Genomic DNA, 21,290 nt, shown 5'->3' with positions numbered 1-21,290 from the left:
GCATTTCCTAACCTTGCGCCGCGATGGTCGGCGCATGGTCGTCCGTCGCCGCGTCAGAATGGTCGTGCTCCCGCTCGGTCTTTGGACCGTGTCGGCGCTCGTGGTCGGCTACTTCGTCTATCAGGCGGAGAACGGGAATCGCGGCCTCGAGGCCAAGCGCGCCCTCAAGATCGAGGCCTACGGGCTGTCCCAGGAGCTCGCCGCGGCGAAGGCCGAACGCGCGACCTGGGAGCACCGGGTGGCGCTCCTGCGCAGCGAGCAGATCGACCGCGACCTTCTGGAAGAGCGCGCACGCATCGTTCTCGGTCGCGTGCATGCCAACGACGTGGTCATCATCAACCCTTGAACAGTCTATCTGACCCGCTGGTCACCACGTCCTGACAGATCGCGGCGTCCTGTCAGAGGAACGGCCCTCGCCATCGTCGGTTTCCTGGCCTACACGATCCTCGCAACGGACAAATGCCGGGGAGCACGCGATGGCCGCCGCCAAGAATGCGGGACAGTCGAAGGCTGAGGCCGCCACCCCGCCAGCCGAGGCCGCCCACCGGCCGGCGCCCAACGCGCCTCAGTTCACGCGCGAGGAAGACCTCCACGCCTATCACGAGATGCTGCTGATCCGCCGCTTCGAGGAGAAGGCGGGCCAGCTCTACGGCATGGGCCTGATCGGCGGCTTCTGCCATCTCTATATCGGCCAGGAGGCCGTGGTGATCGGCATGCAGATGGCCTCGGTCGAGGGCGACCAGGTCATCACCGGCTACCGCGATCACGGCCACATGCTCGCCTGCGGCATGGATCCGAAGGGCGTGATGGCCGAGCTGACCGGACGGCGCGGCGGCTATTCCCGCGGCAAGGGCGGCTCGATGCACATGTTCAGCCGCGAGAAGCAGTTCTTCGGCGGCCACGGCATCGTCGGCGCCCAGGTCTCCCTCGGCACCGGCCTCGCCTTCGCCGATCATTACCGCGAGAACGGCAAGGTCAGCCTGACCTATATGGGTGACGGCGCGGCCAACCAGGGCCAGGTCTACGAGAGCTTCAACATGGCGGCTCTCTGGAAGCTGCCGGTGGTCTACGTGATCGAGAACAACCGCTACGCCATGGGCACCTCGGTGGCCCGCGCCTCGGCGCAGACGGATTTCTCGAAGCGCGGCCTCTCCTTCGGCATCCCGGGCGAGCAGGTCGACGGCATGGACGTGCGCACGGTGCGCGAGGCGGCCACCCGCGCCATCGAGCATGCCCGCTCGGGCCAGGGCCCCTACATCCTGGAGATGCAGACCTACCGCTATCGCGGCCACTCGATGTCCGACCCGGCCAAGTACCGGTCGAAGGACGAGGTGACCAAGATGCGCGACGAGCACGATCCGATCGAGATGGTGCGCAAGCGCCTGCTCGAATTGCACGGCGTGCCCGAGGCCGACCTCAAGGCGACCGACGCCAAGGTGCGCGAGATCGTCAACGATTCCGCGGAATTCGCGACGAACGATCCCGAGCCGGATCCGTCCGAGCTGTGGACCGACATCCTGCTCGAAGCGAACGCCTGAGCCGGCTCGCTCCCGTCCGCCGATCCCTTCCAGGCCGCCCCGCAGCCCCACCACAGAGCAAGACATGGCGACCGACATCCTCATGCCCGCCCTCTCGCCCACCATGGAGGAGGGCAAGCTCGCCAAGTGGCTCAAGAAGGAGGGCGACGCGGTCAAGTCCGGCGACGTGCTCGCCGAGATCGAGACCGACAAGGCGACCATGGAGGTCGAGGCCATCGACGAAGGCGTGCTCGCCAAGATCCTGATCGAGGAAGGCACCGAGGGCGTCGCCGTCAACACGCCGATCGCGATCATCGCCGCCGAGGGCGAGGACGTCTCGGCGGCGGCCTCCGGCGGCGGAAAGGCCAAGCCGAACGGCTCCGGCGGCCACCCCGCCCCGACCCCGGACATGCAGGCCGAGGGCCAGGCCGACAAGCCGGCCCCGGCCGCCAAGACCGCCGAGGACGCGCCCCGGGCGCCGGCGGCGCCGGCCGTCATCACCAACAAGGCGCAAGAGCCGGTGATGGCCGAGTTCCCGGCCGACACGCCGATGGTGACCCAGACCGTGCGCGAGGCCCTGCGCGACGCCATGGCTGAGGAGATGCGCCGCGACCCCGACGTGTTCGTCATGGGCGAGGAGGTCGCCGAGTACCAGGGCGCCTACAAGGTCACCCAGAACCTGCTGCAGGAATTCGGCGCCAAGCGCGTGGTCGACACGCCGATCACCGAGCACGGCTTCGCCGGCATCGGCGTCGGTGCGGCGCTCGCCGGCCTGAAGCCGATCGTCGAGTTCATGACCTTCAACTTCGCCATGCAGGCGATCGACCAGATCATCAACTCGGCGGCCAAGACCCTCTACATGTCCGGCGGCCAGCTCGGCTGTCCGATCGTGTTCCGCGGCCCCAACGGCGCCGCCGCCCGCGTGGCCGCCCAGCACAGCCACGACTATTCGGCCTGGTACTCCAACGTGCCCGGCCTGAAGGTGATCGCCCCCTACACCGCCTCGGACGCCAAGGGCCTGCTCAAGGCCGCGATCCGCGACCCGAACCCGGTGATCTTCCTCGAGAACGAGATCCTCTACGGCCAGTCCTTCCCGGTGCCGAAGCTCGAGGATTTCGTGCTGCCGATCGGCAAGGCCAGGATCCACCGCCCGGGCACGGACGTGACCATCGTCTCCTTCGCCATCGGCATGACCTACGCGCTGAAGGCGGCGCAGGCGCTCGCCGAGCAGGGCATCGAGGCCGAGGTGATCGACCTGCGCACCATCCGCCCGATGGACACCGACACGGTGGTCGAGTCGGTCAAGAAGACCGGCCGCTGCATCACCGTCGAGGAGGGCTTCCCGCAATCGGGCGTCGGCGCCGAGATCTCGGCCCGCCTGATGGTCGACGCCTTCGACTATCTCGACGCGCCGGTGCTCCGCATCACCGGCAAGGACGTGCCGATGCCCTATGCGGCGAATCTCGAGAAGCTCGCGCTGCCCTCCGTGGCCGAGGTCGTCGAGGCGGCGAAGAGCGTTTGCTACAAGTAGGCCCGCGCGCCGCTCATCGCCCCGGCGTGTTCGGCGCGCCGGGGATCCAGAGAGGGCTGCTGCCGTGAGCGAGACTTTCCAAGAACTCTCCATCCCGCCCGACGTCGCCGAGAACGGCGGCATCGAGGTGCTGCGCGCCATCGTGGTGGACGGCGCGGTGAGCGTCGCGCTGCGCCGCTCCTTCGACGACCCCGCCACCTGGGGGCGCCTCCTGATCGACCTCGCCCGGCAGGCGGCCCGCGCCTACGCGCTGGAGACCGAGATGTCGGAGGACGAGGCCTTCGCGCGCATCCGGGCCGGCTTCGAGGCGGAGAGCCTCGACCGCGACGGTCTCAACTAGCGATGGCGAGCCGCGCCCATGGCTGAGGCCGTTCCCGCTCGACGCCCCGTTCCCCTTCGCCGATCCCGCCGCCCCGGCTGAGCCCGAGACCTGACGCCATGCCCATCAACGTGCTGATGCCCGCGCTCTCCCCGACCATGGAGAAGGGCAACCTCGCCAAGTGGCTCAAGAAGGAGGGCGACGCGGTCAAGTCCGGCGACGTGCTCGCCGAGATCGAGACCGACAAGGCGACCATGGAGGTCGAGGCCATCGACGAGGGCGTGCTCGCCAAGATCGTGGTGCCGGAGGGTACGGCGGACGTGCCGGTCAACGACCTGATCGCGATCATCGCCGCCGAGGGCGAGGACGTCTCGACGGCGTCCTCCGGCGGCGCGCCGAAGGCGGCGGAGGCCCCGAAGCCCGCCGAGGCCCCGGCGGCGCAGAACACCACGCCCGGCGGCGGCCACATGGCCTACGAGCGGGTGAACGAGGCGCCGGACGCGGCCAAGCCGGACGCGAGCAAGCCGGCCGCCGCGGGGGAGGGTGGCCGCGTCTTCGCCTCGCCGCTCGCCCGCCGCATCGCCAAGCAGGAGGGGGTCGACCTCGCCGCCGTGGCGGGCTCCGGCCCGCACGGTCGCATCATCGCCCGCGACGTGCAGGCGGCCAAGGCCTCCGGCGCCACCAAGGCCCCGGCCCCCGCCGAGGCCGGGACGCCCGCCGCCGAGGCGCCGAAGGCGGCGCCCGCCCCGAAACCCGCTTCGCCCGCGCCGGCCGGGCTCTCGTTCGATCAGGTCAAGGGCTTCTTCGCCAAGGACGCCTACGCGGAGGTGCCCCTCGACGGCATGCGCAAGACCATCGCCAAGCGCCTCACCGAGGCGATGCAGGTGGCTCCGCACTTCTACCTCACCGTCGATTGCGAGCTCGACGCGCTGATGACGCTGCGCGAGACGCTCAACGCGTCGGCGGGCAAGGACAAGGACGGCAAGCCGCTGTTCAAGCTCTCGGTCAACGACTTCGTCATCAAGGCGATGGGCCTCGCGCTGACCCGGGTGCCGGCGGCCAACGCCGTCTGGGCCGAGGACCGCATCCTGCGCTTCACCCATGCCGAGGTCGGCGTCGCGGTCGCCATCGACGGCGGCCTGTTCACCCCGGTGATCCGCCGGGCCGACGAGAAGACGCTCTCGACCATCTCCAACGAGATGAAGGACTTCGCCGTCCGCGCCCGGGCCAAGAAGCTGAAGCCCGAGGAGTATCAGGGCGGCGTCACCTCGGTGTCGAATCTCGGCATGTTCGGGATCAAGCAGTTCACCGCGGTGATCAACCCGCCGCAATCGAGCATCCTGGCGGTGGGCGCCGGCGAGAAGCGGGTCGTGGTGAAGGACGGCCAGCCCGCCGTCGTCCAGGTGATGACCTGCACGCTGTCCTGCGACCACCGGGTGCTCGACGGCGCGCTCGGCGCCGAGCTGATCGCGGCCTTCAAGGGCCTGATCGAGAACCCGATGGGCATGCTGGTCTGAGCCGGAGCGCGTGATGTCCGAATCCTACGACGTCCTCATCATCGGCGCCGGCCCCGGCGGCTACGTCACCGCGATCCGCGCGGCGCAGCTCGGCTTCAAGACCGCGGTGGTGGACCGCGAGCATCTCGGCGGCATCTGCCTGAACTGGGGCTGCATCCCGACCAAGGCGCTGCTGCGCTCGGCCGAGATCTACCACTACATGCAGCACGCCGCCGATTACGGGCTCTCCGCCAAGGAGGTCTCGTTCGATGCCGCGGCCATCGTGAAGCGCTCGCGCGGCGTCTCGGGCCGGCTCAACGGCGGCGTCGGCATGCTGCTCAAGAAGAACAAGGTCGACGTGATCTGGGGCGAGGCCACGGTCGAGGCCGCCGCCAAGGGCAACGCGCCCGGCACGGTCACGGTCAAGGAGACCAAGCGCGCCGAGGCGCCGAAGGGCGCCAAGGGCGCGGGCACCTACCAGGCCAAGCACATCATCGTGGCGACCGGCGCGCGGCCCCGCGCGATCCCCGGCATCGAGCCCGATAAGAAGCAGATCTGGACCTATTACGAGGCCATGGTGCCGGAGGCGATGCCGAAAAGCCTGCTCGTGATGGGCTCGGGCGCCATCGGCATCGAGTTCGCCTCGTTCTACCGCACCATGGGCGCCGAGGTGACGGTGGTGGAGTTGCTGCCGCAGATCCTGCCCGTCGAGGATGCCGAGATCGCGGGGCTCGCCCGCAAGCGCTTCGAGAAACAGGGCATCAAGATCCTCACCGGCGCCAAGGTGACCAAGGTCGAGAAGGGCGCCGCCTCCGTCACCGCGACGGTGGAGGGCTCGGACGGCAAGAGCCAGCAGATCACCGCCGAGAAGCTGATCTCGGCGGTCGGCGTCGTCGGCAACATCGAGAATCTCGGCCTCGAGAAGCTCGGCGTGAAGACCGACCGCGGCATCGTCGTCACGGACGGGCTCGGCCGCACCAACGTGCCCGGCCTCTACGCCATCGGCGACGTGGCCGGCCCGCCGATGCTCGCCCACAAGGCGGAGCACGAGGGCGTGATCTGCATCGAGACCATCAAGGGCCTGCACACCCACCCGATGGACAAGGGCAAGATCCCGGGCTGCACCTATTGCCACCCGCAGATCGCCAGCGTCGGCCTCACCGAGGCCAAGGCCAAGGAGCAGGGCTTCCAGGTCAAGGTCGGCCGCTTCCCCTTCGCGGGCAACGGCAAGGCCATCGCGCTCGGCGAGCCGGACGGCCTGATCAAGACGGTGTTCGACGCCAAGACCGGCCAGCTGCTCGGCGCCCACATGATCGGCGCCGAGGTGACCGAGCTGATCCAGGGCTATGTCGTGGCGATGACGCTGGAGAGCACCGAGGAAGAGCTGATGCACACGGTCTTCCCGCACCCGACCCTCTCGGAGATGATGCACGAGAGCGTGTTGGACGCGTATGGGCGTGTGATCCATACGTGATGCGGACACCGGCGCTTCAAGAATGACTTGCGGCAGTCCGGCCACGATTAGCATTATGTCAAATGGCAATCATTTAAGGGCTTCGAACTTCCGTTCGAAGCCCTTTGTTATGGAAAGTCAGATAGCCAAAACCAATTTTTAGGCCAAACCTCTTGCACGTCGATAAAAACGCCACTCACCAACCAATCCAACATAACTGAACTCGATATCTGATGGTCGTCTTGAGTCCAAAACGCCTGCTTGGTAGGATCTTTTTCGCCTAAAGCTGCATAAAATAAAATTATTGAACGCGGATTTGGCCAGTGGTGCGGCACCAATTGAATTATGCTCAGATGCTTGTCAATCTGACAAATCCATACTATGAAATATACGCTGGAACATTCGCAGAGCAACATTGTCATGAACCTCAGCACGAGCATCATTACAGTGTTGCTCACCTTCCTATGCACAGGCCTAATGGCTAATTGGCTCATACAACGGTGGCAGTATCGGAATTGGCTCAATCAGCAACGTTTCCTTGGAGCCGAGAAACAATACGAGGCATTGAAAGCTGTAGCAGACGATATTTCGAAGGTGTCCGCGAAACGCTTGTCGGCGATGTTTCGTGTGCTATCTGCCCTTGACCAGAGCGCCGACCGCTTAGAAGAAAGAAGAAAAATTTATAGTGATGCGGTGGACGAGTGGAATCAGAATATAAATTCTTTCCAGTACAAAACCACCTTATATTTCAACTGGGGCATGACGCAGCGACTGGAACACGACATCAATGAGAACTTTGTCAAAATTGGAGGAAGAATAGAGCGAAACATCAGAATCAAGCAGATTAACGATCAAGCTAAAATATCGGATAAGCAAGAAATTCTCAGTCAGTTATTTAAACTCCAAGGTATACTTGGAAATTTTCATCGCGACATGCTGAACGTTGTTCTTCAAAAGCAAGCATCAACATATCAAGGCGTCGAAATTGGTTACAACGAGTCCGACCTACAATATTTTTCGACTTGGCAGCTTATCAAAGCGCTTTTCATAACGCGGGTAGAGTTGTTTCGCATAGTTCTTACGTCGTTCGAGCTTGAAAAGCCAGCGCGGCGTCGGCACTGAGGGCCGAGGATAGACGAACATTGCGGCGATCTCAGCCGCCTCATCAAGGCTGAGATGCATAACAGGCTTACCAAACACCTTTTCAGATGCCTCATCAATTCCTTTGATCCGATGCCCGAGATAAGCAATCTGCAGATATGATCGAAATATAGTCATTTTATCATATCGCTGCTGAATGATGAGCGCTAGAAACATTTCGTAAATCTTTCGACCAAAGGTGTGCTCACGATATTCCGTAACAGTTCTAACCCACTGCATATCAATTGTGCTTGCACCGCCATGCCTCCGGAATAGCATAGCTTTCGTCGTTTCTCTAATAATCGAAACAATGTCTACTCCAAAGTGTTTAAAAAATCTCCGATCCTCCAATATTAAAATTAACTTTTCAGTAGAATTTAGACGTCCGAAATCGATTACTACTGATGTTTTGTTATGAATTGCGAGCAAATCGGCATGAACATCCAATAAAAATCGGCGCATAGAAGGCCATTCGATCGGTCTTCTCATCATTTTTTGGTCACGAGCAGTAAGAAACTGAGGAAGCTAAAGCTAGCGCATTTCGAATGCATCCAGTATTCTTACAGGTTTACACACTCAGATCAAGGCGGGACTCCTTGAGATAAGCAACCTTTCCATCAGGTTTCGCGCCGCCACGATATGGCGAATGGATAAGCGTGCCCGCGGATCCGCTATAGGGTAGCTACGCCGAAAGGAACGTACCGCTATAGCCAGCAAACTGCCAAATTTGGCAGAACTCTAGAGGCAATAAAATCGATTTTGTTGAATTTGCTCATCACCCTCGGCGTCAGGCACTATATTATACTGCACAACCGAGCGTAGGACATACTCATAGCCAAGGAAGCGACATCCGATTCAACAAGAATAGCTCAGGCAAACGAATAGGTGGCAGAGTTGGATCAATTGCCCGCATCTGCTTTGGAGGCGCGAGGTCGGGCATCGTAGCCACCTGAAACGAAAAACCCGCCAGCCGGCGGGCTGACGGGTCTTTGCAGGGTCCACGCTTGACGGGTGCGATGGGGGAGCTGCCGGCCCGGCCGGCCCTACCGACCGGGGAACTCAACCGTCCATCGCCCGAGAAACCACTATCCCTGCCGGTCGTGGTTCGGTGGCGTGTCCTGATCCGGATCGGCCGTACGAGATGACGGGACGCAGAAGCCTCTGTGGCTCATCGCTGACCTCCTCTCTCGGGATCGACGCTCTGCTGTGCGTCGGCAAAGGAAGGCTAGATCCATTCCGGGCCGGCTGGCAAGGGGGTCCGCGCAACCTTTCCAGAAGCCGCCCCACGTCAGCGCCGATGGACATCGGCCCGCGACATCCGCCCGTGACAGTCCCACAGTTGATCGCCAGGTGACATCCCGCACGGATGGTCGTGCCGCGCACGGTCCCGTGATCTCCGAAGGCCGCCATTTGGGCGTATGCCGGAGCGCCCAGTAAGGCCCAAGCAGGGAGAACGCGCATGCCAGTCTCCGACGTGATGCCGACCGAGCCGCTCACCGCGGTCGAGGGTGTGAAGGCCATCCTCAAGCTTGCGGACAGCGACAATTACGATGCCTTGACCGGGACGCAGGCCCGGACACTCCTGAAAGCCATCGCGAAGGTGGCCGAGAAGACCCTGGAGGATGTCGAGACGGAGCGCGGCCGCTAGAGCCGCTTCCGGTCGCGGTCCAACCGGGAGCGGCTCTCAGCCTTCGCTTCACCGCGCGCTCGTGCGCCGAACCGGCATCCACGTCGGCGGAGCGCGCCAGCGCCGGGCGGCTCCCGCGTCGGCTCCGGCGCGTCAGCCGACCTGCAGCCGGCGCGCGGTGCTGATCCCGGGGATCGCCAGCATGGCCAGGAGGCCAGCCACCACGAGGAGCAGGGCGGTTCCGAGCCAGCGGTAGAGCAGCACGCCGAGGATGCCGCCGGCGAGGAAGGCCGCCACCGTCACGAGATGGAGGCGCAGCTTCGCCCGGTCGGTGGCCGGGCGCCGCTCCAGCAGGCTGGCCAGCCCGATCCCGATATCGGTGACCATGCCGGTGACGTGGGTGGTGCGCACGCGCGCATCGGTGATCTGCGTGACGGTGGCGTTCTGCAGGCCGAGCAGGAAGCTGAGGCCGAGGGCGAGCACCGCGCCGCGCCCATCCGCCGGCAGCCAGGGCGCGATGGCGCCGAGCGCCGCCAGCAGCACCGCCTCGGCCAGCACGCCATAGGCATAGACCCCACGCAAGGACCGCCCGCGGCCGATGCCGATCAGCAGCGTGGCGATCATCGCCCCGGCCACGAAGGCCGCCACCAGGGCCAGCGCGTGGAGCGCGAGGCGGACCTCGCCGAGGCCGAGATGATCGGCCAGCGCCGAGACGTTGCCGGTCATGTTCGAGGAATAGGCGCCGAAGGCGTAGAAGCCGGCGGTGTTGAGGGCGCCGGCCAGCGCGGCGAAGGTCCAGGCGAGGCTCTCGTCCTTCGCGCGGGTGCGGGCTTCACCTTCGTGGACGAGCATGGCGTGCGGGGTCTTCGAGCGGGCCGGGGAGGCCCGGGCGTCATGGATAGCGGCGACAGATTACGGCCCGGTTGAATCCGCGTGCAAGGCGGACCTGCGGGGGAGGGGCGCCGCGATGCCCGGAACGTGCGACGCAGCGGCAGGTCCTGCATCAATCACGCACCGGTCGATCCGCGTCATCCGCCCTGCGACATCCCGACACGACGATCCTGCATGATCCTTCCCGATGACGGATCTCAGATTAATCCGGCCTCCGATGTCGCAAAGTAAATTGCCGCATCGCGATATAGTTTTCGAAAACTGGTGCGTCGCGTGAACGATCGACGGAAGACCTCGTTGTCGAGGCAGCAACCACATTCGAAGAGGTTCTCATGCGTCTCGCCCGTTCCGCCGCCCTCGCCGCCGCGATGGCCCTCTCGCTCACCACCGCCGCCTCGGCGCAGTTCCTGCGCTACGATCCGACTCCGCCGAGCAACAATCTGAAGAGCCCCGGTTCGGTGATCGACCCGCGCGATCCCGATTATGCCCGCGGCACCCCGGCCGGCGGCCTCGTCCTGCCGCTGGTCCCCGAGGTCACCGGCGCGCTCTTCGGCCAGGGGCCGCAGCCGGCGCCCTTCGCTCGCTGAGCGAGGAGGGGCGGGGCGCTCCGGCGCGCTCCGCCCGCCCGATCCGGCGCGTGATCCGCGCCGTCAGGCCGGCGCCGTCAGCATCCGCAGGGCCGTCGGCGTCAGGATCAGGCCGCCCTCGGTGATGATCCAGGGCGTGCCGCTGCCGTCGCGCAGCACGGCGCCCGCCTCGGCCAGGGCCTCGTTGAGGCTCGGCAGGGCGCGCGGCTCCACGGCCTTCGCCTCGATGCTGTGCGGCCACACCGTCAGCATCGCCGGCTGCGCCATATCCTCGCTGCTCAGCACCTCTCCGCTCACAGGCTGCTCCGGCCCGGCCCTCCGATCCGCCTCGCGGAGCACGGGCCGTGCCACGGGCCTCGCGGCCCGATCGGCGGCGGGTTCGGCGACCGGCCTGCGCAGGTCTGGACGGATGCCCGCCGTCGCGTATGAAGGTCCGAGCCCCGCGGCTGAGGCGGGGTGCCCCGGAGCCTTCCCGAGCGATGAGCGAAGCCGCGTCCTCCCTGCGCCTGCCCACCTTCGCCGACGTGGAGCGCGCCGCCGCGCGCATCGCGGGCGTGGCCCACCGCACGCCGGTCCTGACCTCGCGCACCGCCGATGCGCGCACCGGGGGGCGCCTGTTCTTCAAGGCCGAGAACCTGCAGCGGGCCGGCGCCTTCAAGTTCCGCGGCGCCTACAACGCCATCTCCGCCCTGCCGGAGGCGGTGCGGCGCCGGGGGGTGATCGCCTATTCCTCCGGCAACCACGCCCAGGCGATGGCGCTGGCGAGCCAGATCCTCGGCGTGCCGGCCGTGATCGTGATGCCGCACGACGCCCCCGCCATGAAGATGGCGGCGACCCGCGGCTACGGCGCCGAGGTGGTGCTCTACGACCGCTACAGCCAGGACCGCGAGGCCCTCGGCCGCGCCCTCGCCGCAGAGCGCGGCCTGACCCTGATCCCGCCCTACGACCATCCGGACGTCATCGCCGGCCAGGGCACGCTCGCCCTCGAGCTGATCGCGGAGACGGGGCCCCTCGACATCCTGGTCGCCTGCCTCGGCGGCGGCGGCCAGCTCGCCGGCTGCGCGCTGGCCGCCGCCGAGGCCTCGCCCGGCTGCCGGGTCTACGGGGTCGAGCCCGAGGCCGGCAATGACGGCCAGCGCTCCTTCCGCGAGGGGCGGATCGTGCGCATCCCCGTGCCGCAGACGCTGGCGGACGGGGCGCAGACCACGCATCTTGGCGCGCACACCTTCCCGATCATCCAGGCGCGCGTGGCCGACATCCTCACGGTGAGCGACGCGCAACTCGTTGAGACGATGCGCTTCTTCGCCGAACGCATGAAGCTGATCGTCGAACCCACCGGCACCCTCCCCACCGCCGCCGTGCTCAACGGGCTGGTCGATGTGGCCGACAAGCGGGTCGGTATCGTGATCAGCGGCGGCAACATCGACCTCGCCGCCTTCGCCCGTCTCATTGGGGGGTAGAGCATCCAAATTCCGCCCGATTTGCGCTCAAGCTTGGCCCGCAGCGCGTCACCCGCGAACAGTCCGGCACAGATCGGACATCGGAGCGGGTCACGGCACGGGGTTTCACAGCGGAGCGGGAGCGCATGCAGGGTATTCGGGCGTCGAGAGCCGTATCGGGACTGGGCCTCATCCTGGCCTGCGGTGGACTCGGTGCCTGCAATACAAGCGGCCCCACGGTTACGGGCTCGATCCCCGGCCGCAAGCCGGCGATGGTGGTGAGCGAGGCGGAGCGCGACTGCCTCGGCCGGGCCATGTATTTCGAATCGAACCGCACCGATCCGGAGGGCCTGCTCGCCGTCGGCACGGTGGTGATGAACCGCCTGGAGGCGGCCGCCTTCCCCGGCGGCATCTGCGAGGTGGTGGGCCAGCCGCGCCAGTTCGCGCCTGGTGTGCTCACCAAGCCAATGCGCGACAAGGACCTGCCGAAGGTCGCCGACGTCGCCGACGCGGTGCTGGCCGGCGAGCGCCACCCGAAGGTCGGCAGCGCCATGTACTTCCACACGGCGGGCCGGCGCTTCCCCTACAACAATATGCACTACGTAGCTGTGGCGGGCGGCAACGCCTTCTACGAGAAGCGCAAGCCCGGTGCACCGGCGCCGACGACCTTCGCCGCCGCGCCGGCCGCCTCGAAGGGCGAGCACATCCCCGACGCGCCGGCCCGCGATATCTGCACGGTCGCGGCGCTCGGCTCGGGCGCGCGCCAGGGCTGAGACACGGGGCTTCTCGCCGAGGCCCCTTTCCGGCTCCACCCAGTATCTGCAGATACTCGAATGGACCTTGAAGTGCGCCAGTCCGACCGGCGGACGGAGAAGTGCTGCTCATCGCCGGTCGCTAGCTCAGGCCCGCCACCCCCTCTCCCCGCGAGCGGCGAGAAGGGATTTGCGGCGAACCGTTTCGATCATTCAGAAAGCGGATCAGTCCTTCCGGCGGCGGGCAGCCTGGGCCATACGAATCAGCTCGCGCGCCGTGAGACCATGCCCGGATGGAGGCGGTGGAACGGCAGCGGCGGGCGGGCTCTTCGCGCATCCGCTCGCCTCGATGCGCACGTCCCGCGCGCGCATGGTCTGCCGCAACCGCACCGCCCGCTTCAGCGCCGCAACCATCATCACTCCCGCATGGATCCGAGACCGGTATGGTTAGCGGATTGTTGCGGGTGCGAACATTCTTGAAGGTGGCGGATGCCGCCCTAACCGTAGCCGTAACGGATGCGGTGGTCCGCCTCGCATAGAGCGCTCTGGATCGGATGCATCGGCATCGGCCATAAGGGGCGACGGTCAGCTTCTCGAGCAGGTTGGCGACAAAGGGCAGCCTACTCGCCGGTGCGCGGATGCACCGGCGACGGCCATGGTTCGACTTGCTCTCCTCCGCCGAACCGGGATCCGCTTCGACTTGAGGCGTTTCAGTCCTGCACCGGCAGGACCTGCTCGGGCAGCGCGAGGATCTCGGTGAGGCCGATGGTTCTGGCGGCCTCGCGGCAGAGATGCAGCAGCGTCGATTGCCGGAAGCGCAGGTCGCCGGTCACCTCGCGTCCGATCCAGTCCGGCCGCGTGAAGTCCTGGTCCTCGTCCTCAAGCTCCACCTCAGCAAGCACGATGCCGGCGAGCTGGCCGCGGAACTCGTCCACCGTCCAGGTCAGGCCGCCGAAGGGCACCACCGAGCGGGTCTTCTCGATGGTGCGGCCGACGCAGATGCCCTCCAGCATGTTCTCGGCATCCGCCACCGGGATCTCGTACTCGAATTCCGGGCGGGCGATGCCCTGGCGCGCGCCCTTCACGGTGAGCCAGGCCTGGCCGCCGTCGAGGCGCACCCGGACCTTGCCGCGCGCGAACTGGCCGACGAGTCCGTCGCGCAAGTCCATCCGGTGGGTCACCGCCGCCCGCCACCCATCATGGGCGACCAGGAACTTCCGCTCGATCTCGAAACGCATCCCGCACTCAGGCTTTGGTGAGGCGCGCCGATTAGCACAGCTTCGCGCCGCAGCGCAGCATTTCGATTGCATGCGATGCGGATTACGGATCCGTGCCCCGCATGGGACGCCTGCCGGAGCTTGACGCTTGCGCCCGCCTGTCCCCCGCCCGGGCCGGAGGGGCGCCCGCGCCGGTTTGCGGTCGCGGGGCTGAAGCCTTAAGTCAGGGCCTTCCCCCGAGAAAGCCCCGCTGCGGCGGGTGCGCCTGCGCGGTGAGCATGGCCGTCGTCCTCGACCTCCTGAAGAACGATCCCCGTCCGGCGACGGCGCGCCCGCGCCATCCGGAGAAAGCCCACCGGCCGGACCAGCCGGTCCAGGCGCGCAAGCCCGATTGGATCCGTGTCAAGGCGCCGGGCTCGGCCGCCTGGGCCGAGACCCGGAACATCGTGCGCGAGCACGGGCTCGTCACCGTCTGCGAGGAGGCGGGCTGCCCGAATATCGGCGAGTGCTGGGAGAAGCGGCACGCCACCTTCATGATCATGGGCGACACCTGCACGCGGGCCTGCGCCTTCTGCAACGTGCGCACCGGCCTGCCAGAGGCGCTCGACGGCGAGGAGCCGCTGAAGATCGCCGATTCGGTGGCCAAGCTCGGCCTGCACCACGTGGTCATCACCTCCGTGGACCGAGACGATCTCAAGGACGGCGGCGCCGAGCACTTCGCCCGCACCATCGCGGCGATCCGAAAGGCCAGCCCCGGCACCACGGTCGAGATCCTCACCCCCGACTTCTTGCGCAAGGACGGGGCGCTTGAGGTCGTGGTGGCGGCCAAGCCCGACGTGTTCAACCACAACCTCGAGACGGTACCGGGCAAGTACCTCACCGTGCGGCCGGGCGCGCGCTACTTCCACTCCGTGCGCCTGCTGCAGCGGGTGAAGGAGCTCGACCCGACGATCTTCACCAAGTCCGGCATCATGGTCGGCCTCGGCGAGGACCGGAACGAGGTCGTGCAGCTGATGGACGACCTGCGCTCGGCCGATGTCGACTTCCTCACCATCGGCCAGTACCTCCAGCCGACCAAGAAGCACCACGAGGTGGTGCGCTTCGTGCCACCCGACGAGTTCAAGTCCTACGAGACGACGGGCTACGCCAAGGGCTTCCTGCTGGTCTCGGCGACGCCGCTAACCCGCTCCTCGCATCATGCCGGCGAGGATTTCGCCCGCCTGCAGGCCGCCCGCAACGCCCGCCACGCCACCGCCCTGACAGCCTGACATGCCCTCCTTCCGGGTTACGCGCGCGGTGCGCCACACGCCGCAGCAGATGTATGATCTTGTCGCCGACGTGGAGCGCTATCCCGAGTTCCTGCCGCTCTGCGAATCCCTGCGCGTGCTGCGGAGGCAGCCCGGGGAAGAGGGGCAGGAGGTGCTCGTGGCCGAGATGGGCGTCGGCTATAAGGCGATCCGCGAGCGCTTCACCACCCGCGTCAGCCTCGACCGGCCGCAGCTCAAGATCGTGGCCGAGTATATCGACGGCCCGTTCCGCCACCTCGAGAACCGCTGGGCCTTCCGCCCCAACGCGACCGGCGGCTGCGACGTGGACTTCTTCATCACCTACGAGTTCAAGAGCCGCACCCTCGGGCTGGTGATGGGCTCGATGTTCGACCGCGCCTTCCGCAAGTTCACCGACGCCTTCGAGGGTCGGGCGGACCGTATCTACGGCGCGGCGGCCTGAGGCTCGGTCCGGACATGCTCCGGCCGGAAACCGAGCCCGACGATGCAGGCCGGCAGGCGTTGGAGCGGGGGCAGGGCGTCGAGCAGGCGGAGCGCCAGGGGCGGCCGCAGGGGCGCGCCGGTTTCGTCGAGCACGCGGGCGATCACCCGATTCTGGACGAGGCGCTGCAGCCCTTGGGTCAGCCGCACCGGCAGCATCCGGCGGCGCTGGACCCGGGCGAGGTCGGCCTCCGTCAGGGTGCCACGGCGTAGGGGATCGGCGAGCAGGTTCGCGGCAGCGACCGCGTCCTGAATCGCGAGGTTGATGCCGACGCCGCCGATCGGCGACATGGCGTGCGCCGCATCGCCGATGCAGAGGAGTCCCGGCCGGTGCCAGCGCTCCAGGCGGTCCACCGTGACGGTGAGCACCTTCACGTCGTCCCAGGAGGCGATCTCGCCGACCCGATCCGCCAGGAGGGGCGCGAGGTCAGCGACCCGGGCCCGGAAGGCCGGCAGGCCGCCGGCCCGCAGCCGCGCGTCGCCACCCTTCGGCACCACATAGGCGCATTGCCAGTGCTCGCCCCGGTCGATGGTCACGAGGATGCGGCCGCGCCCGAAGCGACCGGCGGTGGCATCGGCGTCGCTGGCGCGGCGCGAGAGCCGGAACCAGAGCACGTCCATCGGCGCGCCGAAGGCCTGCGGGCGAAAGCCGGCCTGGGCCCGCATCGCCGAGTGGCGGCCGTCCGCGCAGAGGACGAGATCGGCGCGGATCTCGGTCTCGCCGTCCGGCCCACGGGCCCGGACGCCGACGATGCGACCGGCTTCCTCAACGAGCGAGAGAGACTCCGTGCGCATCTGCAAGCAGAAGTTGGATTTGTCGGCTTGGCGGGCGAGAAAATCGAGGAAATCCCATTGCGGCATCATGGCGATGAAGCGGTTACGGCTCGGCAGATGCCGGAAGTCGGCAATGCGGAAGGCGCGGCCGGCAACGACGCCCGAGAGAGTCTCGACGCGCTGCTGCGGCAGCGCCCGGAAGGCCTCGCCGAGACCGAGCTCGTCCATCAGGTCGAGGGTCGAAGGATGGATGGTGTCGCCGCGGAAGTCGCGCAGGAAGTCGGCGTGCTTCTCCAGCACGGTGACGGGCACCCCCGCCCGGGCGAGCAGCAGCCCGGCCATCATCCCGGCCGGCCCGCCGCCGACGATGCAGACGCTGGCGCCGCGGTCCATCGGAGCGACCTCCCACGGCGGTGACATCTAGGGCCCGGGACCGCCTGCGGGAAGCCGGCCTCAGGCGCCCCCTTTGCGCGCGGCGAGCAGGAGGCTCGTCTCGGAATTGGCGATGCCCTCGATCTGGCGGATCGTGCGCAGCAGCGCGTCGAAGGCGGCGAGCGAGGGCGCCTCGATCTCGGCCACGATGTCCCAGCGCCCGTTCGTGGTGTGGAGCGCCCGGATCTCGGGCAGGCCGGCAAGGCGCCGGATCACCGCCTCGGCGTGCCGCCCGTCGACCTCGACCAGGGTGATGGCACGGACCTCGGCGCTAACGCCCTCGGCGCGCAGCACCACGGTGAAACCCTGGATCACCCCGCTCGCGACCAGGCGCTCGAGCCGGGCCCGGGCGGTGGCGCGGGTGACGCCGAGCGCGGCGGCGAGCTTGGCGATGGGGAGCCGCGCATCGGTGCGCAGGAGGGCGATCAGGCGGCGGTCGAGATCGTCGAGCATGGCTCAGAATGGGCGGCCGAGCTTACCAGATCGTACGATCCGCTGTCCGGATCGTCCATGAATCCGGCTGTCGCCCGTCCGCCCGGCTCGGGCAGGCTTGCCCGGGTGAACCCCGGGAGCCTGACGTGACGCGGTATATCGGATCCGACGAGATGGCGGCGCTCATCCGGCGCGAGGGGCCGGAGGCGCTGCTGGCCCGGCTCGCCGCGTCGCTCCGCGCGGATTTCGCGCGCTGGGAGAGTTTCTCGCTGGAATCGCGGCTCGCCAGCCACGCGCCGCAGGGCGTGATCGAGCTGATGCCCGCCGCCGACGGGGACAGCTTCGCCTTCAAATACGTCAACGGCCATCCCGGCAACACGCGGGCGGGCAAGCTGACGGTGGCGGCCTTCGGGGTGCTTGCGGAGCGCGCCACGGGCTATCCGGTCCTCCTCTCCGAGATGACGGTGCTGACGGCGCTCCGCACCGCGGCGACCTCGGCGCTCGCGGCCTCCGCCATGGCGCGGCCGGGCAGTCGCACCCTGGCGCTGATCGGCACGGGGGCGCAGGCGGAGTTCCAGGCGCTCGCCTTCAAGGCGGTGCTCGGCATCGCGGAGATCCGCCTCTACGACGTCGATCCGCGGGCGATGGCCAAGGCCTGGGCGAACCTGGAGGGCAGGGGCCTCTCGATCACCTGCGCCGGCTCGGTGGCCGAGGCGGTCGCCGGCGCCGACATCGTGACGACCGCGACCGCCGACAAGGCGCGCGCCACGATCCTGACGCCGGACCTGATCGCGCCGGGCCAGCACCTGAACGCCATCGGCGGCGATTGCCCCGGCAAGACCGAGTTGCACGCCGATCTCGTGCGCGCGGCCCGCACCGTGGTCGAGTACGCGCCCCAGACCCGGATCGAGGGCGAGATCCAGCAGATGCCGGCGGATTTCCCGGTGACCGAGCTGTGGCAGGTGCTGACCGGCCGCGCCCCCGGCCGGGCGAGCCCGCAGGAGATCACCCTGTTCGATTCGGTCGGCTTCGCGCTGGAGGACTTCTCGGCGCTGCGCTGCATCCGCGACCTCGCCGGGCCGGGCCCCGGCCTCGACCTCATCCCGGAGGTGGACGACCCGAAGGACCTGTTCGGCCACGTGCTCGCGCGCGGGGCGGCACGGCTGGAGCGGGCGGCCTGAGGATCGGGACGGGCGCGCTCCCTCTCCTGCCCGCCGGGCGGCAGAGCCGTTGCATAGGGAGGCGGGCCTCATCGCCGCTTCAGCGCCGTCCTGGATCAACTCCGGTTCCCAGCGAGGCTCGGGCCCCCTCTCCCGAACGGGAGAGGGGACCCGCGCCTCACAGAGAGCCGACTTCGCCCCGGCTCAACCTCGGCATCGGCACGGCAACGGAGCGATGCGGATCTCAAGCAAGCCCGAGGTCCGTGGGGGAGGGATGATGTGGCGCTCCGGTCGAATCAGCCCGAGACCAGCGCCTTGTCCAGCATGTCGAGCGCCTCGGCGACGGCGAGGCGGCGGATCTCCGTCCGGCCGGGATCGCCGTAGCGGCGCTCGCGGTGGATCACCGGGCGGCCCTTGGCGGCAAGGCCGAAATGCACGAGGCCGACCGGCTTGAGGGCGCTGCCGCCGCCGGGGCCGGCGATGCCGGTGATCGCCACCGCCACATCGGCACGCGAATGGGCCAGCGCGCCCTCGGCCATGGCGCGGGCGACCGGCTCGCTCACCGCACCCTGCGCGGCGATGAGGTCGGCGGGCACGCCGATCGCCTCGGCCTTGGCCTCGTTCGAGTAGGTGACGAAGCCGCGCTCCACCACGGCCGAGGAGCCGGGCACGCTCGTGAGCAGCCCCGCCACGAGGCCGCCCGTGCAGGATTCGGCCGTGGCGATGCGCAGGCCCGCCGCGGCATAAGCCTTCACCAGCGCCGCGGCCCGGGCGAGGAGCGCGTCGTCGAGCATCGCTCAGCCCTGGCGCATCGCCGTCTCGGCCTGCGCGTCGAGGACAGGCTCCTCCTCGGGCAGGCGCACCGTCGCGGCGGCCTGGGCGGCGAGCCCCTCGGCGCGGCCGACGAAGCCGAGTTTCTCCGTGGTGGTCGCCTTGATCGAAACGGCGGAGAGCGGCACGCCCGCGACCTCGGCGATGCGCGCGCGGATCGCCTCGCGGTGCTTGCCGATGCGCGGGGCCTCGGCCAGCACGGTGATGTCGAGATGGTCGATCCGTCCGCCGCGTGCCCGCACCAGGGCGCAGGCATGCGCCAGGAACTGGTCGGACGAGGCGCCGCGCCAGCGCTCGTCGGAGGGCGGGAAATGCGTGCCGATATCGCCATCGGCGATGGCGCCGAGCAGCGCGTCGGTGAGCGCGTGCAGCGCCACGTCGCCGTCGGAATGGGCGAGCACGCCGCGGTCGGCCGGGATCTTCACGCCGCCCAGCCAGACATGGTCGCCCTCGGTGAAGGCGTGGACGTCGAAGCCGGTGCCGAGGCGGGTGACGTAGGTCGTCATGGCTGGATTCCTCGCATCGGAGAAGGCGCGGTCGGCCTCGATCAGGTCGCCCGGTTGCGTGATCTTGCGGTTGCGCAGGTCGCCCTCGAACACCACCACGTCGAGGCCCGCCCACTCGGCCAGCGCCCCGTCATCCGTGAAGCTGTGCAGGTCGGCCGATGCCGCCGAGCGGTGCGCGTCGAGCAGGCTCGCGAAGGCGAAGGCCTGCGGCGTCTGCACGGCGCGCAGGGCCTCGCGGGCCGGGGTCTCGCGCACGCGGCTGACCAGGGCGGTCGCCTCGGCCACGAGCTTGATCGTGTCGCTCACCGCGATGCCCGGCACCGAGGCACGGTATTCCCGGCCGGCGGCGATGGCGCGGTCCACCAGGGCGGCATCGACATAGGGGCGGGCGGCATCGTGCACGAGCACCGTCTCCGGCGCGTCCGCCTGCGCCAGGGCCTCGAGACCGGCGCGCACCGATTGCTGGCGCGTCGCCCCGCCCTCCACCGGCGGCGCCAGCTTGGCGCGCACGGCCGGGTCGAGTTCTGCCACGCACTCCGCGTAGAAGGCGGCGGCGTCGGGCGCGATCACCACCTGCAGCCGGTCGAGGGCCGGATGGCCGCCGAGCGCCGCCAGAGTCCGGGTGAGAACGGCCTGCCCGCCGACCCGGCGATACTGCTTCGGCGTGCCCCCGCCGATGCGGATGCCGCGGCCGGCCGCCACGACCACCGCGGCGACGCTCGAACCGGTCGTGGACATGCTGGCTTCCTGTACCCTTCAGTCAGAGCCTGCGCGCTGAATGCGCAGGGCCTCGCGCGCGCATGGCCCCTTGCGCGTGCGAGGGTACCGGCGGGATTGCCCCGGCTTTAAGCGGGGCATCCCCCGAAATCAAATCGGAAGCCGCTTGCGTCGGCGCGGCTTTTGTCTATTTGTTGTGCAGAATGAGCGATGATCATTATTTGAGCGCCCTGCGCAGCCGCCGCCCCGGCGCCGCACCGCCCGCCCTGCTGGCGCCGCTCTCCGGCGTCACCGACCTGCACATGCGGCGGATCGCCCGGCGCCTGGGCGCCAGCGCAGTGGTCTCCGAGATGGTGGCCGCGGCCGAGTTCGCCCGCGGCGCCAGCGAGGCGCGGCTGCGGGCGGAGGGCTCGGGCGTGGACGTGCACATCGCCCAGCTCGCCGGCTGCCAGCCCGAGCCGATGGCGGAGGCGGCCCGCCTCGCGGTCGGAAGCGGCGCGCAGGTCGTCGACATCAACATGGGCTGCCCGGCCAAGGTCGTCACCGGCGGCGCCTCGGGCTCGGCCCTGATGCGGGACCTCGACCATGCGAGCCGCCTGCTGGAGGCGGTGCGCGGCGCGGCTGAACGCCGAGGGCTTCGTCGCGGCACGCGGCTGTGCGTTCGCGGGCGGCAACGTCTGGCTGCTGCGGCAGCGCTTCGGCA

The 21,290-nt window shown here is 68.2% G+C and carries 23 protein-coding genes; 15 read left to right on the top strand and 8 right to left on the bottom strand.

Annotation, left to right across the window (positions count from 1 at the left end; genetic code table 11):
- The first annotated feature begins 34 nt into the window (after positions 1-34).
- From MET9862_RS17275 to MET9862_RS17245, 7 genes are all read left to right on the top strand, one after another.
- Positions 35-346 carry an FtsB family cell division protein gene (locus MET9862_RS17275; protein WP_142584149.1) on the top strand — a complete coding sequence of 104 codons (312 nt, stop codon included), beginning with the start codon at positions 35-37 and terminating at the stop codon, positions 344-346.
- Positions 347-476: 130 nt separating this feature from the next.
- Entirely contained in the window at positions 477-1,538 is a 1,062-nt protein-coding gene (gene pdhA / locus MET9862_RS17270; RefSeq protein ID WP_142584148.1) for a pyruvate dehydrogenase (acetyl-transferring) E1 component subunit alpha, read from the top strand.
- A gap of 64 nt (positions 1,539-1,602) precedes the next feature.
- A complete protein-coding gene (locus MET9862_RS17265) occupies positions 1,603-3,048 on the top strand; it encodes a pyruvate dehydrogenase complex E1 component subunit beta (RefSeq protein ID WP_142584147.1) in 1,446 nt (481 codons plus the stop codon).
- A gap of 64 nt (positions 3,049-3,112) precedes the next feature.
- Positions 3,113-3,388, top strand: a complete 276-nt coding sequence (locus MET9862_RS17260) for a DUF5076 domain-containing protein (RefSeq protein ID WP_244612760.1) — start codon at positions 3,113-3,115, stop codon at positions 3,386-3,388.
- A 98-nt stretch (positions 3,389-3,486) separates the two neighbouring features.
- Positions 3,487-4,884, top strand: a complete 1,398-nt coding sequence (locus MET9862_RS17255; protein WP_142584145.1) for a pyruvate dehydrogenase complex dihydrolipoamide acetyltransferase — start codon at positions 3,487-3,489, stop codon at positions 4,882-4,884.
- A 13-nt stretch (positions 4,885-4,897) separates the two neighbouring features.
- Positions 4,898-6,337, top strand: a complete 1,440-nt coding sequence (gene lpdA, locus MET9862_RS17250; protein WP_142584144.1) for a dihydrolipoyl dehydrogenase — start codon at positions 4,898-4,900, stop codon at positions 6,335-6,337.
- Positions 6,338-6,736: 399 nt separating this feature from the next.
- On the top strand, positions 6,737-7,438 hold the full coding sequence (locus MET9862_RS17245; RefSeq protein WP_142584143.1) for a hypothetical protein: 702 nt from the start codon (positions 6,737-6,739) through the stop codon (positions 7,436-7,438).
- Here the strand turns inward: MET9862_RS17245 and MET9862_RS30650 are convergent.
- Complete coding sequence (locus MET9862_RS30650; RefSeq protein WP_368773572.1) at positions 7,322-7,918, bottom strand: transglycosylase domain-containing protein; 597 nt, start codon at positions 7,916-7,918, stop codon at positions 7,322-7,324. The two genes, MET9862_RS17245 and MET9862_RS30650, sit on opposite strands and share 117 nt — an antisense overlap.
- A gap of 997 nt (positions 7,919-8,915) precedes the next feature.
- On the opposite strand from MET9862_RS30650, the gene MET9862_RS17235 reads away from it, so the two are divergent.
- Complete coding sequence (locus MET9862_RS17235) at positions 8,916-9,104, top strand: hypothetical protein (RefSeq protein WP_142584141.1); 189 nt, start codon at positions 8,916-8,918, stop codon at positions 9,102-9,104.
- A 132-nt stretch (positions 9,105-9,236) separates the two neighbouring features.
- On the opposite strand, the gene MET9862_RS17230 is transcribed toward MET9862_RS17235, so the two are convergent.
- The gene (locus MET9862_RS17230) at positions 9,237-9,935 is read right to left on the bottom strand and encodes a YoaK family protein (RefSeq protein ID WP_142584140.1); all 699 of its coding nucleotides are present in this window, start codon (positions 9,933-9,935) and stop codon (positions 9,237-9,239) included.
- A gap of 371 nt (positions 9,936-10,306) precedes the next feature.
- Between MET9862_RS17230 and MET9862_RS17225 the strand changes: the two genes are divergently transcribed.
- Complete coding sequence (locus MET9862_RS17225) at positions 10,307-10,561, top strand: hypothetical protein (protein ID WP_142584139.1); 255 nt, start codon at positions 10,307-10,309, stop codon at positions 10,559-10,561.
- 63 nt (positions 10,562-10,624) lie between these two features.
- Here the strand turns inward: MET9862_RS17225 and MET9862_RS17220 are convergent, their stop codons facing one another.
- Positions 10,625-10,858 carry a hypothetical protein gene (locus MET9862_RS17220; RefSeq protein ID WP_142584138.1) on the bottom strand — a complete coding sequence of 78 codons (234 nt, stop codon included), beginning with the start codon at positions 10,856-10,858 and terminating at the stop codon, positions 10,625-10,627.
- A gap of 182 nt (positions 10,859-11,040) precedes the next feature.
- On the opposite strand from MET9862_RS17220, the gene MET9862_RS17215 reads away from it, so the two are divergent.
- Together MET9862_RS17215 and MET9862_RS17210 are read left to right on the top strand one after the other, a co-directional pair.
- On the top strand, positions 11,041-12,021 hold the full coding sequence (locus MET9862_RS17215) for a threo-3-hydroxy-L-aspartate ammonia-lyase (protein WP_142584137.1): 981 nt from the start codon (positions 11,041-11,043) through the stop codon (positions 12,019-12,021).
- A gap of 125 nt (positions 12,022-12,146) precedes the next feature.
- Positions 12,147-12,773, top strand: coding sequence for a cell wall hydrolase (locus MET9862_RS17210; RefSeq protein WP_142584136.1), 627 nt, complete (start codon positions 12,147-12,149; stop codon positions 12,771-12,773).
- A 689-nt stretch (positions 12,774-13,462) separates the two neighbouring features.
- Here MET9862_RS17210 and MET9862_RS17200 read toward each other — a convergent pair.
- A complete protein-coding gene (locus MET9862_RS17200; RefSeq protein ID WP_142584134.1) occupies positions 13,463-13,990 on the bottom strand; it encodes a CYTH domain-containing protein in 528 nt (175 codons plus the stop codon).
- A 257-nt stretch (positions 13,991-14,247) separates the two neighbouring features.
- Here MET9862_RS17200 and lipA point away from each other — a divergent pair, with 257 nt between their 5' ends.
- Both lipA and MET9862_RS17190 read left to right on the top strand, forming a co-directional pair.
- Positions 14,248-15,237 (top strand): lipoyl synthase, encoded by a 990-nt coding sequence (gene lipA / locus MET9862_RS17195; RefSeq protein ID WP_142584164.1) that lies wholly within the window; start codon positions 14,248-14,250, stop codon positions 15,235-15,237.
- A gap of 1 nt (position 15,238) precedes the next feature.
- Positions 15,239-15,697, top strand: coding sequence for a type II toxin-antitoxin system RatA family toxin (locus MET9862_RS17190; RefSeq protein ID WP_142584133.1), 459 nt, complete (start codon positions 15,239-15,241; stop codon positions 15,695-15,697).
- On the opposite strand, the gene MET9862_RS17185 is transcribed toward MET9862_RS17190, so the two are convergent.
- Complete coding sequence (locus MET9862_RS17185) at positions 15,679-16,902, bottom strand: FAD-dependent oxidoreductase (protein ID WP_142584132.1); 1,224 nt, start codon at positions 16,900-16,902, stop codon at positions 15,679-15,681. The genes MET9862_RS17190 and MET9862_RS17185 overlap by 19 nt on opposite strands.
- A 60-nt stretch (positions 16,903-16,962) precedes the next feature.
- Positions 16,963-17,394, bottom strand: a complete 432-nt coding sequence (locus MET9862_RS17180; RefSeq protein WP_142584131.1) for an Lrp/AsnC family transcriptional regulator — start codon at positions 17,392-17,394, stop codon at positions 16,963-16,965.
- Positions 17,395-17,519: 125 nt separating this feature from the next.
- Between MET9862_RS17180 and ocd the strand changes: the two genes are divergently transcribed.
- Entirely contained in the window at positions 17,520-18,554 is a 1,035-nt protein-coding gene (gene ocd, locus MET9862_RS17175) for an ornithine cyclodeaminase (protein ID WP_142584130.1), read from the top strand.
- A 275-nt stretch (positions 18,555-18,829) separates the two neighbouring features.
- On the opposite strand, the gene MET9862_RS17170 is transcribed toward ocd, so the two are convergent.
- Together MET9862_RS17170 and MET9862_RS17165 are read right to left on the bottom strand one after the other, a co-directional pair.
- The gene (locus MET9862_RS17170) at positions 18,830-19,327 is read right to left on the bottom strand and encodes a CinA family protein (protein ID WP_142584129.1); all 498 of its coding nucleotides are present in this window, start codon (positions 19,325-19,327) and stop codon (positions 18,830-18,832) included.
- 3 nt (positions 19,328-19,330) lie between these two features.
- The gene (locus MET9862_RS17165) at positions 19,331-20,608 is read right to left on the bottom strand and encodes a bifunctional 2-C-methyl-D-erythritol 4-phosphate cytidylyltransferase/2-C-methyl-D-erythritol 2,4-cyclodiphosphate synthase (protein ID WP_142584128.1); all 1,278 of its coding nucleotides are present in this window, start codon (positions 20,606-20,608) and stop codon (positions 19,331-19,333) included.
- A 182-nt stretch (positions 20,609-20,790) separates the two neighbouring features.
- On the opposite strand from MET9862_RS17165, the gene MET9862_RS17160 reads away from it, so the two are divergent.
- Positions 20,791-21,290: tRNA-dihydrouridine synthase family protein (locus tag MET9862_RS17160; protein WP_142584127.1), on the top strand; the 500-nt coding region annotated here is incomplete at its 3' end.

It is taken from the genome of Methylobacterium symbioticum (genome assembly GCF_902141845.1).
Taxonomy (GTDB): domain Bacteria; phylum Pseudomonadota; class Alphaproteobacteria; order Rhizobiales; family Beijerinckiaceae; genus Methylobacterium; species Methylobacterium symbioticum.
This window is presented reverse-complemented; position numbering and strand designations above follow the sequence as displayed.

Bases quoted from the DNA above. Each gene is read 5' to 3' on its own strand.
- MET9862_RS17275 (WP_142584149.1), top strand. From the start codon at position 35: ATGGTCGTCCGTCGCCGCGTCAGAATGGTCGTGCTCCCGCTCGGTCTT.
- pdhA (WP_142584148.1), top strand. From the start codon at position 477: ATGGCCGCCGCCAAGAATGCGGGACAGTCGAAGGCTGAGGCCGCCACC.
- MET9862_RS17265 (WP_142584147.1), top strand. From the start codon at position 1,603: ATGGCGACCGACATCCTCATGCCCGCCCTCTCGCCCACCATGGAGGAG.
- MET9862_RS17255 (WP_142584145.1), top strand. From the start codon at position 3,487: ATGCCCATCAACGTGCTGATGCCCGCGCTCTCCCCGACCATGGAGAAG.
- lpdA (WP_142584144.1), top strand. From the start codon at position 4,898: ATGTCCGAATCCTACGACGTCCTCATCATCGGCGCCGGCCCCGGCGGC.
- MET9862_RS17245 (WP_142584143.1), top strand. From the start codon at position 6,737: ATGAACCTCAGCACGAGCATCATTACAGTGTTGCTCACCTTCCTATGC.
- MET9862_RS30650 (WP_368773572.1), bottom strand. From the start codon at position 7,918: ATGCGCCGATTTTTATTGGATGTTCATGCCGATTTGCTCGCAATTCAT.
- MET9862_RS17235 (WP_142584141.1), top strand. From the start codon at position 8,916: ATGCCAGTCTCCGACGTGATGCCGACCGAGCCGCTCACCGCGGTCGAG.
- MET9862_RS17230 (WP_142584140.1), bottom strand. From the start codon at position 9,935: ATGCTCGTCCACGAAGGTGAAGCCCGCACCCGCGCGAAGGACGAGAGC.
- MET9862_RS17225 (WP_142584139.1), top strand. From the start codon at position 10,307: ATGCGTCTCGCCCGTTCCGCCGCCCTCGCCGCCGCGATGGCCCTCTCG.
- MET9862_RS17215 (WP_142584137.1), top strand. From the start codon at position 11,041: ATGAGCGAAGCCGCGTCCTCCCTGCGCCTGCCCACCTTCGCCGACGTG.
- MET9862_RS17210 (WP_142584136.1), top strand. From the start codon at position 12,147: ATGCAGGGTATTCGGGCGTCGAGAGCCGTATCGGGACTGGGCCTCATC.
- MET9862_RS17200 (WP_142584134.1), bottom strand. From the start codon at position 13,990: ATGCGTTTCGAGATCGAGCGGAAGTTCCTGGTCGCCCATGATGGGTGG.
- lipA (WP_142584164.1), top strand. From the start codon at position 14,248: ATGGCCGTCGTCCTCGACCTCCTGAAGAACGATCCCCGTCCGGCGACG.
- MET9862_RS17190 (WP_142584133.1), top strand. From the start codon at position 15,239: ATGCCCTCCTTCCGGGTTACGCGCGCGGTGCGCCACACGCCGCAGCAG.
- MET9862_RS17185 (WP_142584132.1), bottom strand. From the start codon at position 16,902: ATGGACCGCGGCGCCAGCGTCTGCATCGTCGGCGGCGGGCCGGCCGGG.
- MET9862_RS17180 (WP_142584131.1), bottom strand. From the start codon at position 17,394: ATGCTCGACGATCTCGACCGCCGCCTGATCGCCCTCCTGCGCACCGAT.
- MET9862_RS17170 (WP_142584129.1), bottom strand. From the start codon at position 19,327: ATGCTCGACGACGCGCTCCTCGCCCGGGCCGCGGCGCTGGTGAAGGCT.
- MET9862_RS17165 (WP_142584128.1), bottom strand. From the start codon at position 20,608: ATGTCCACGACCGGTTCGAGCGTCGCCGCGGTGGTCGTGGCGGCCGGC.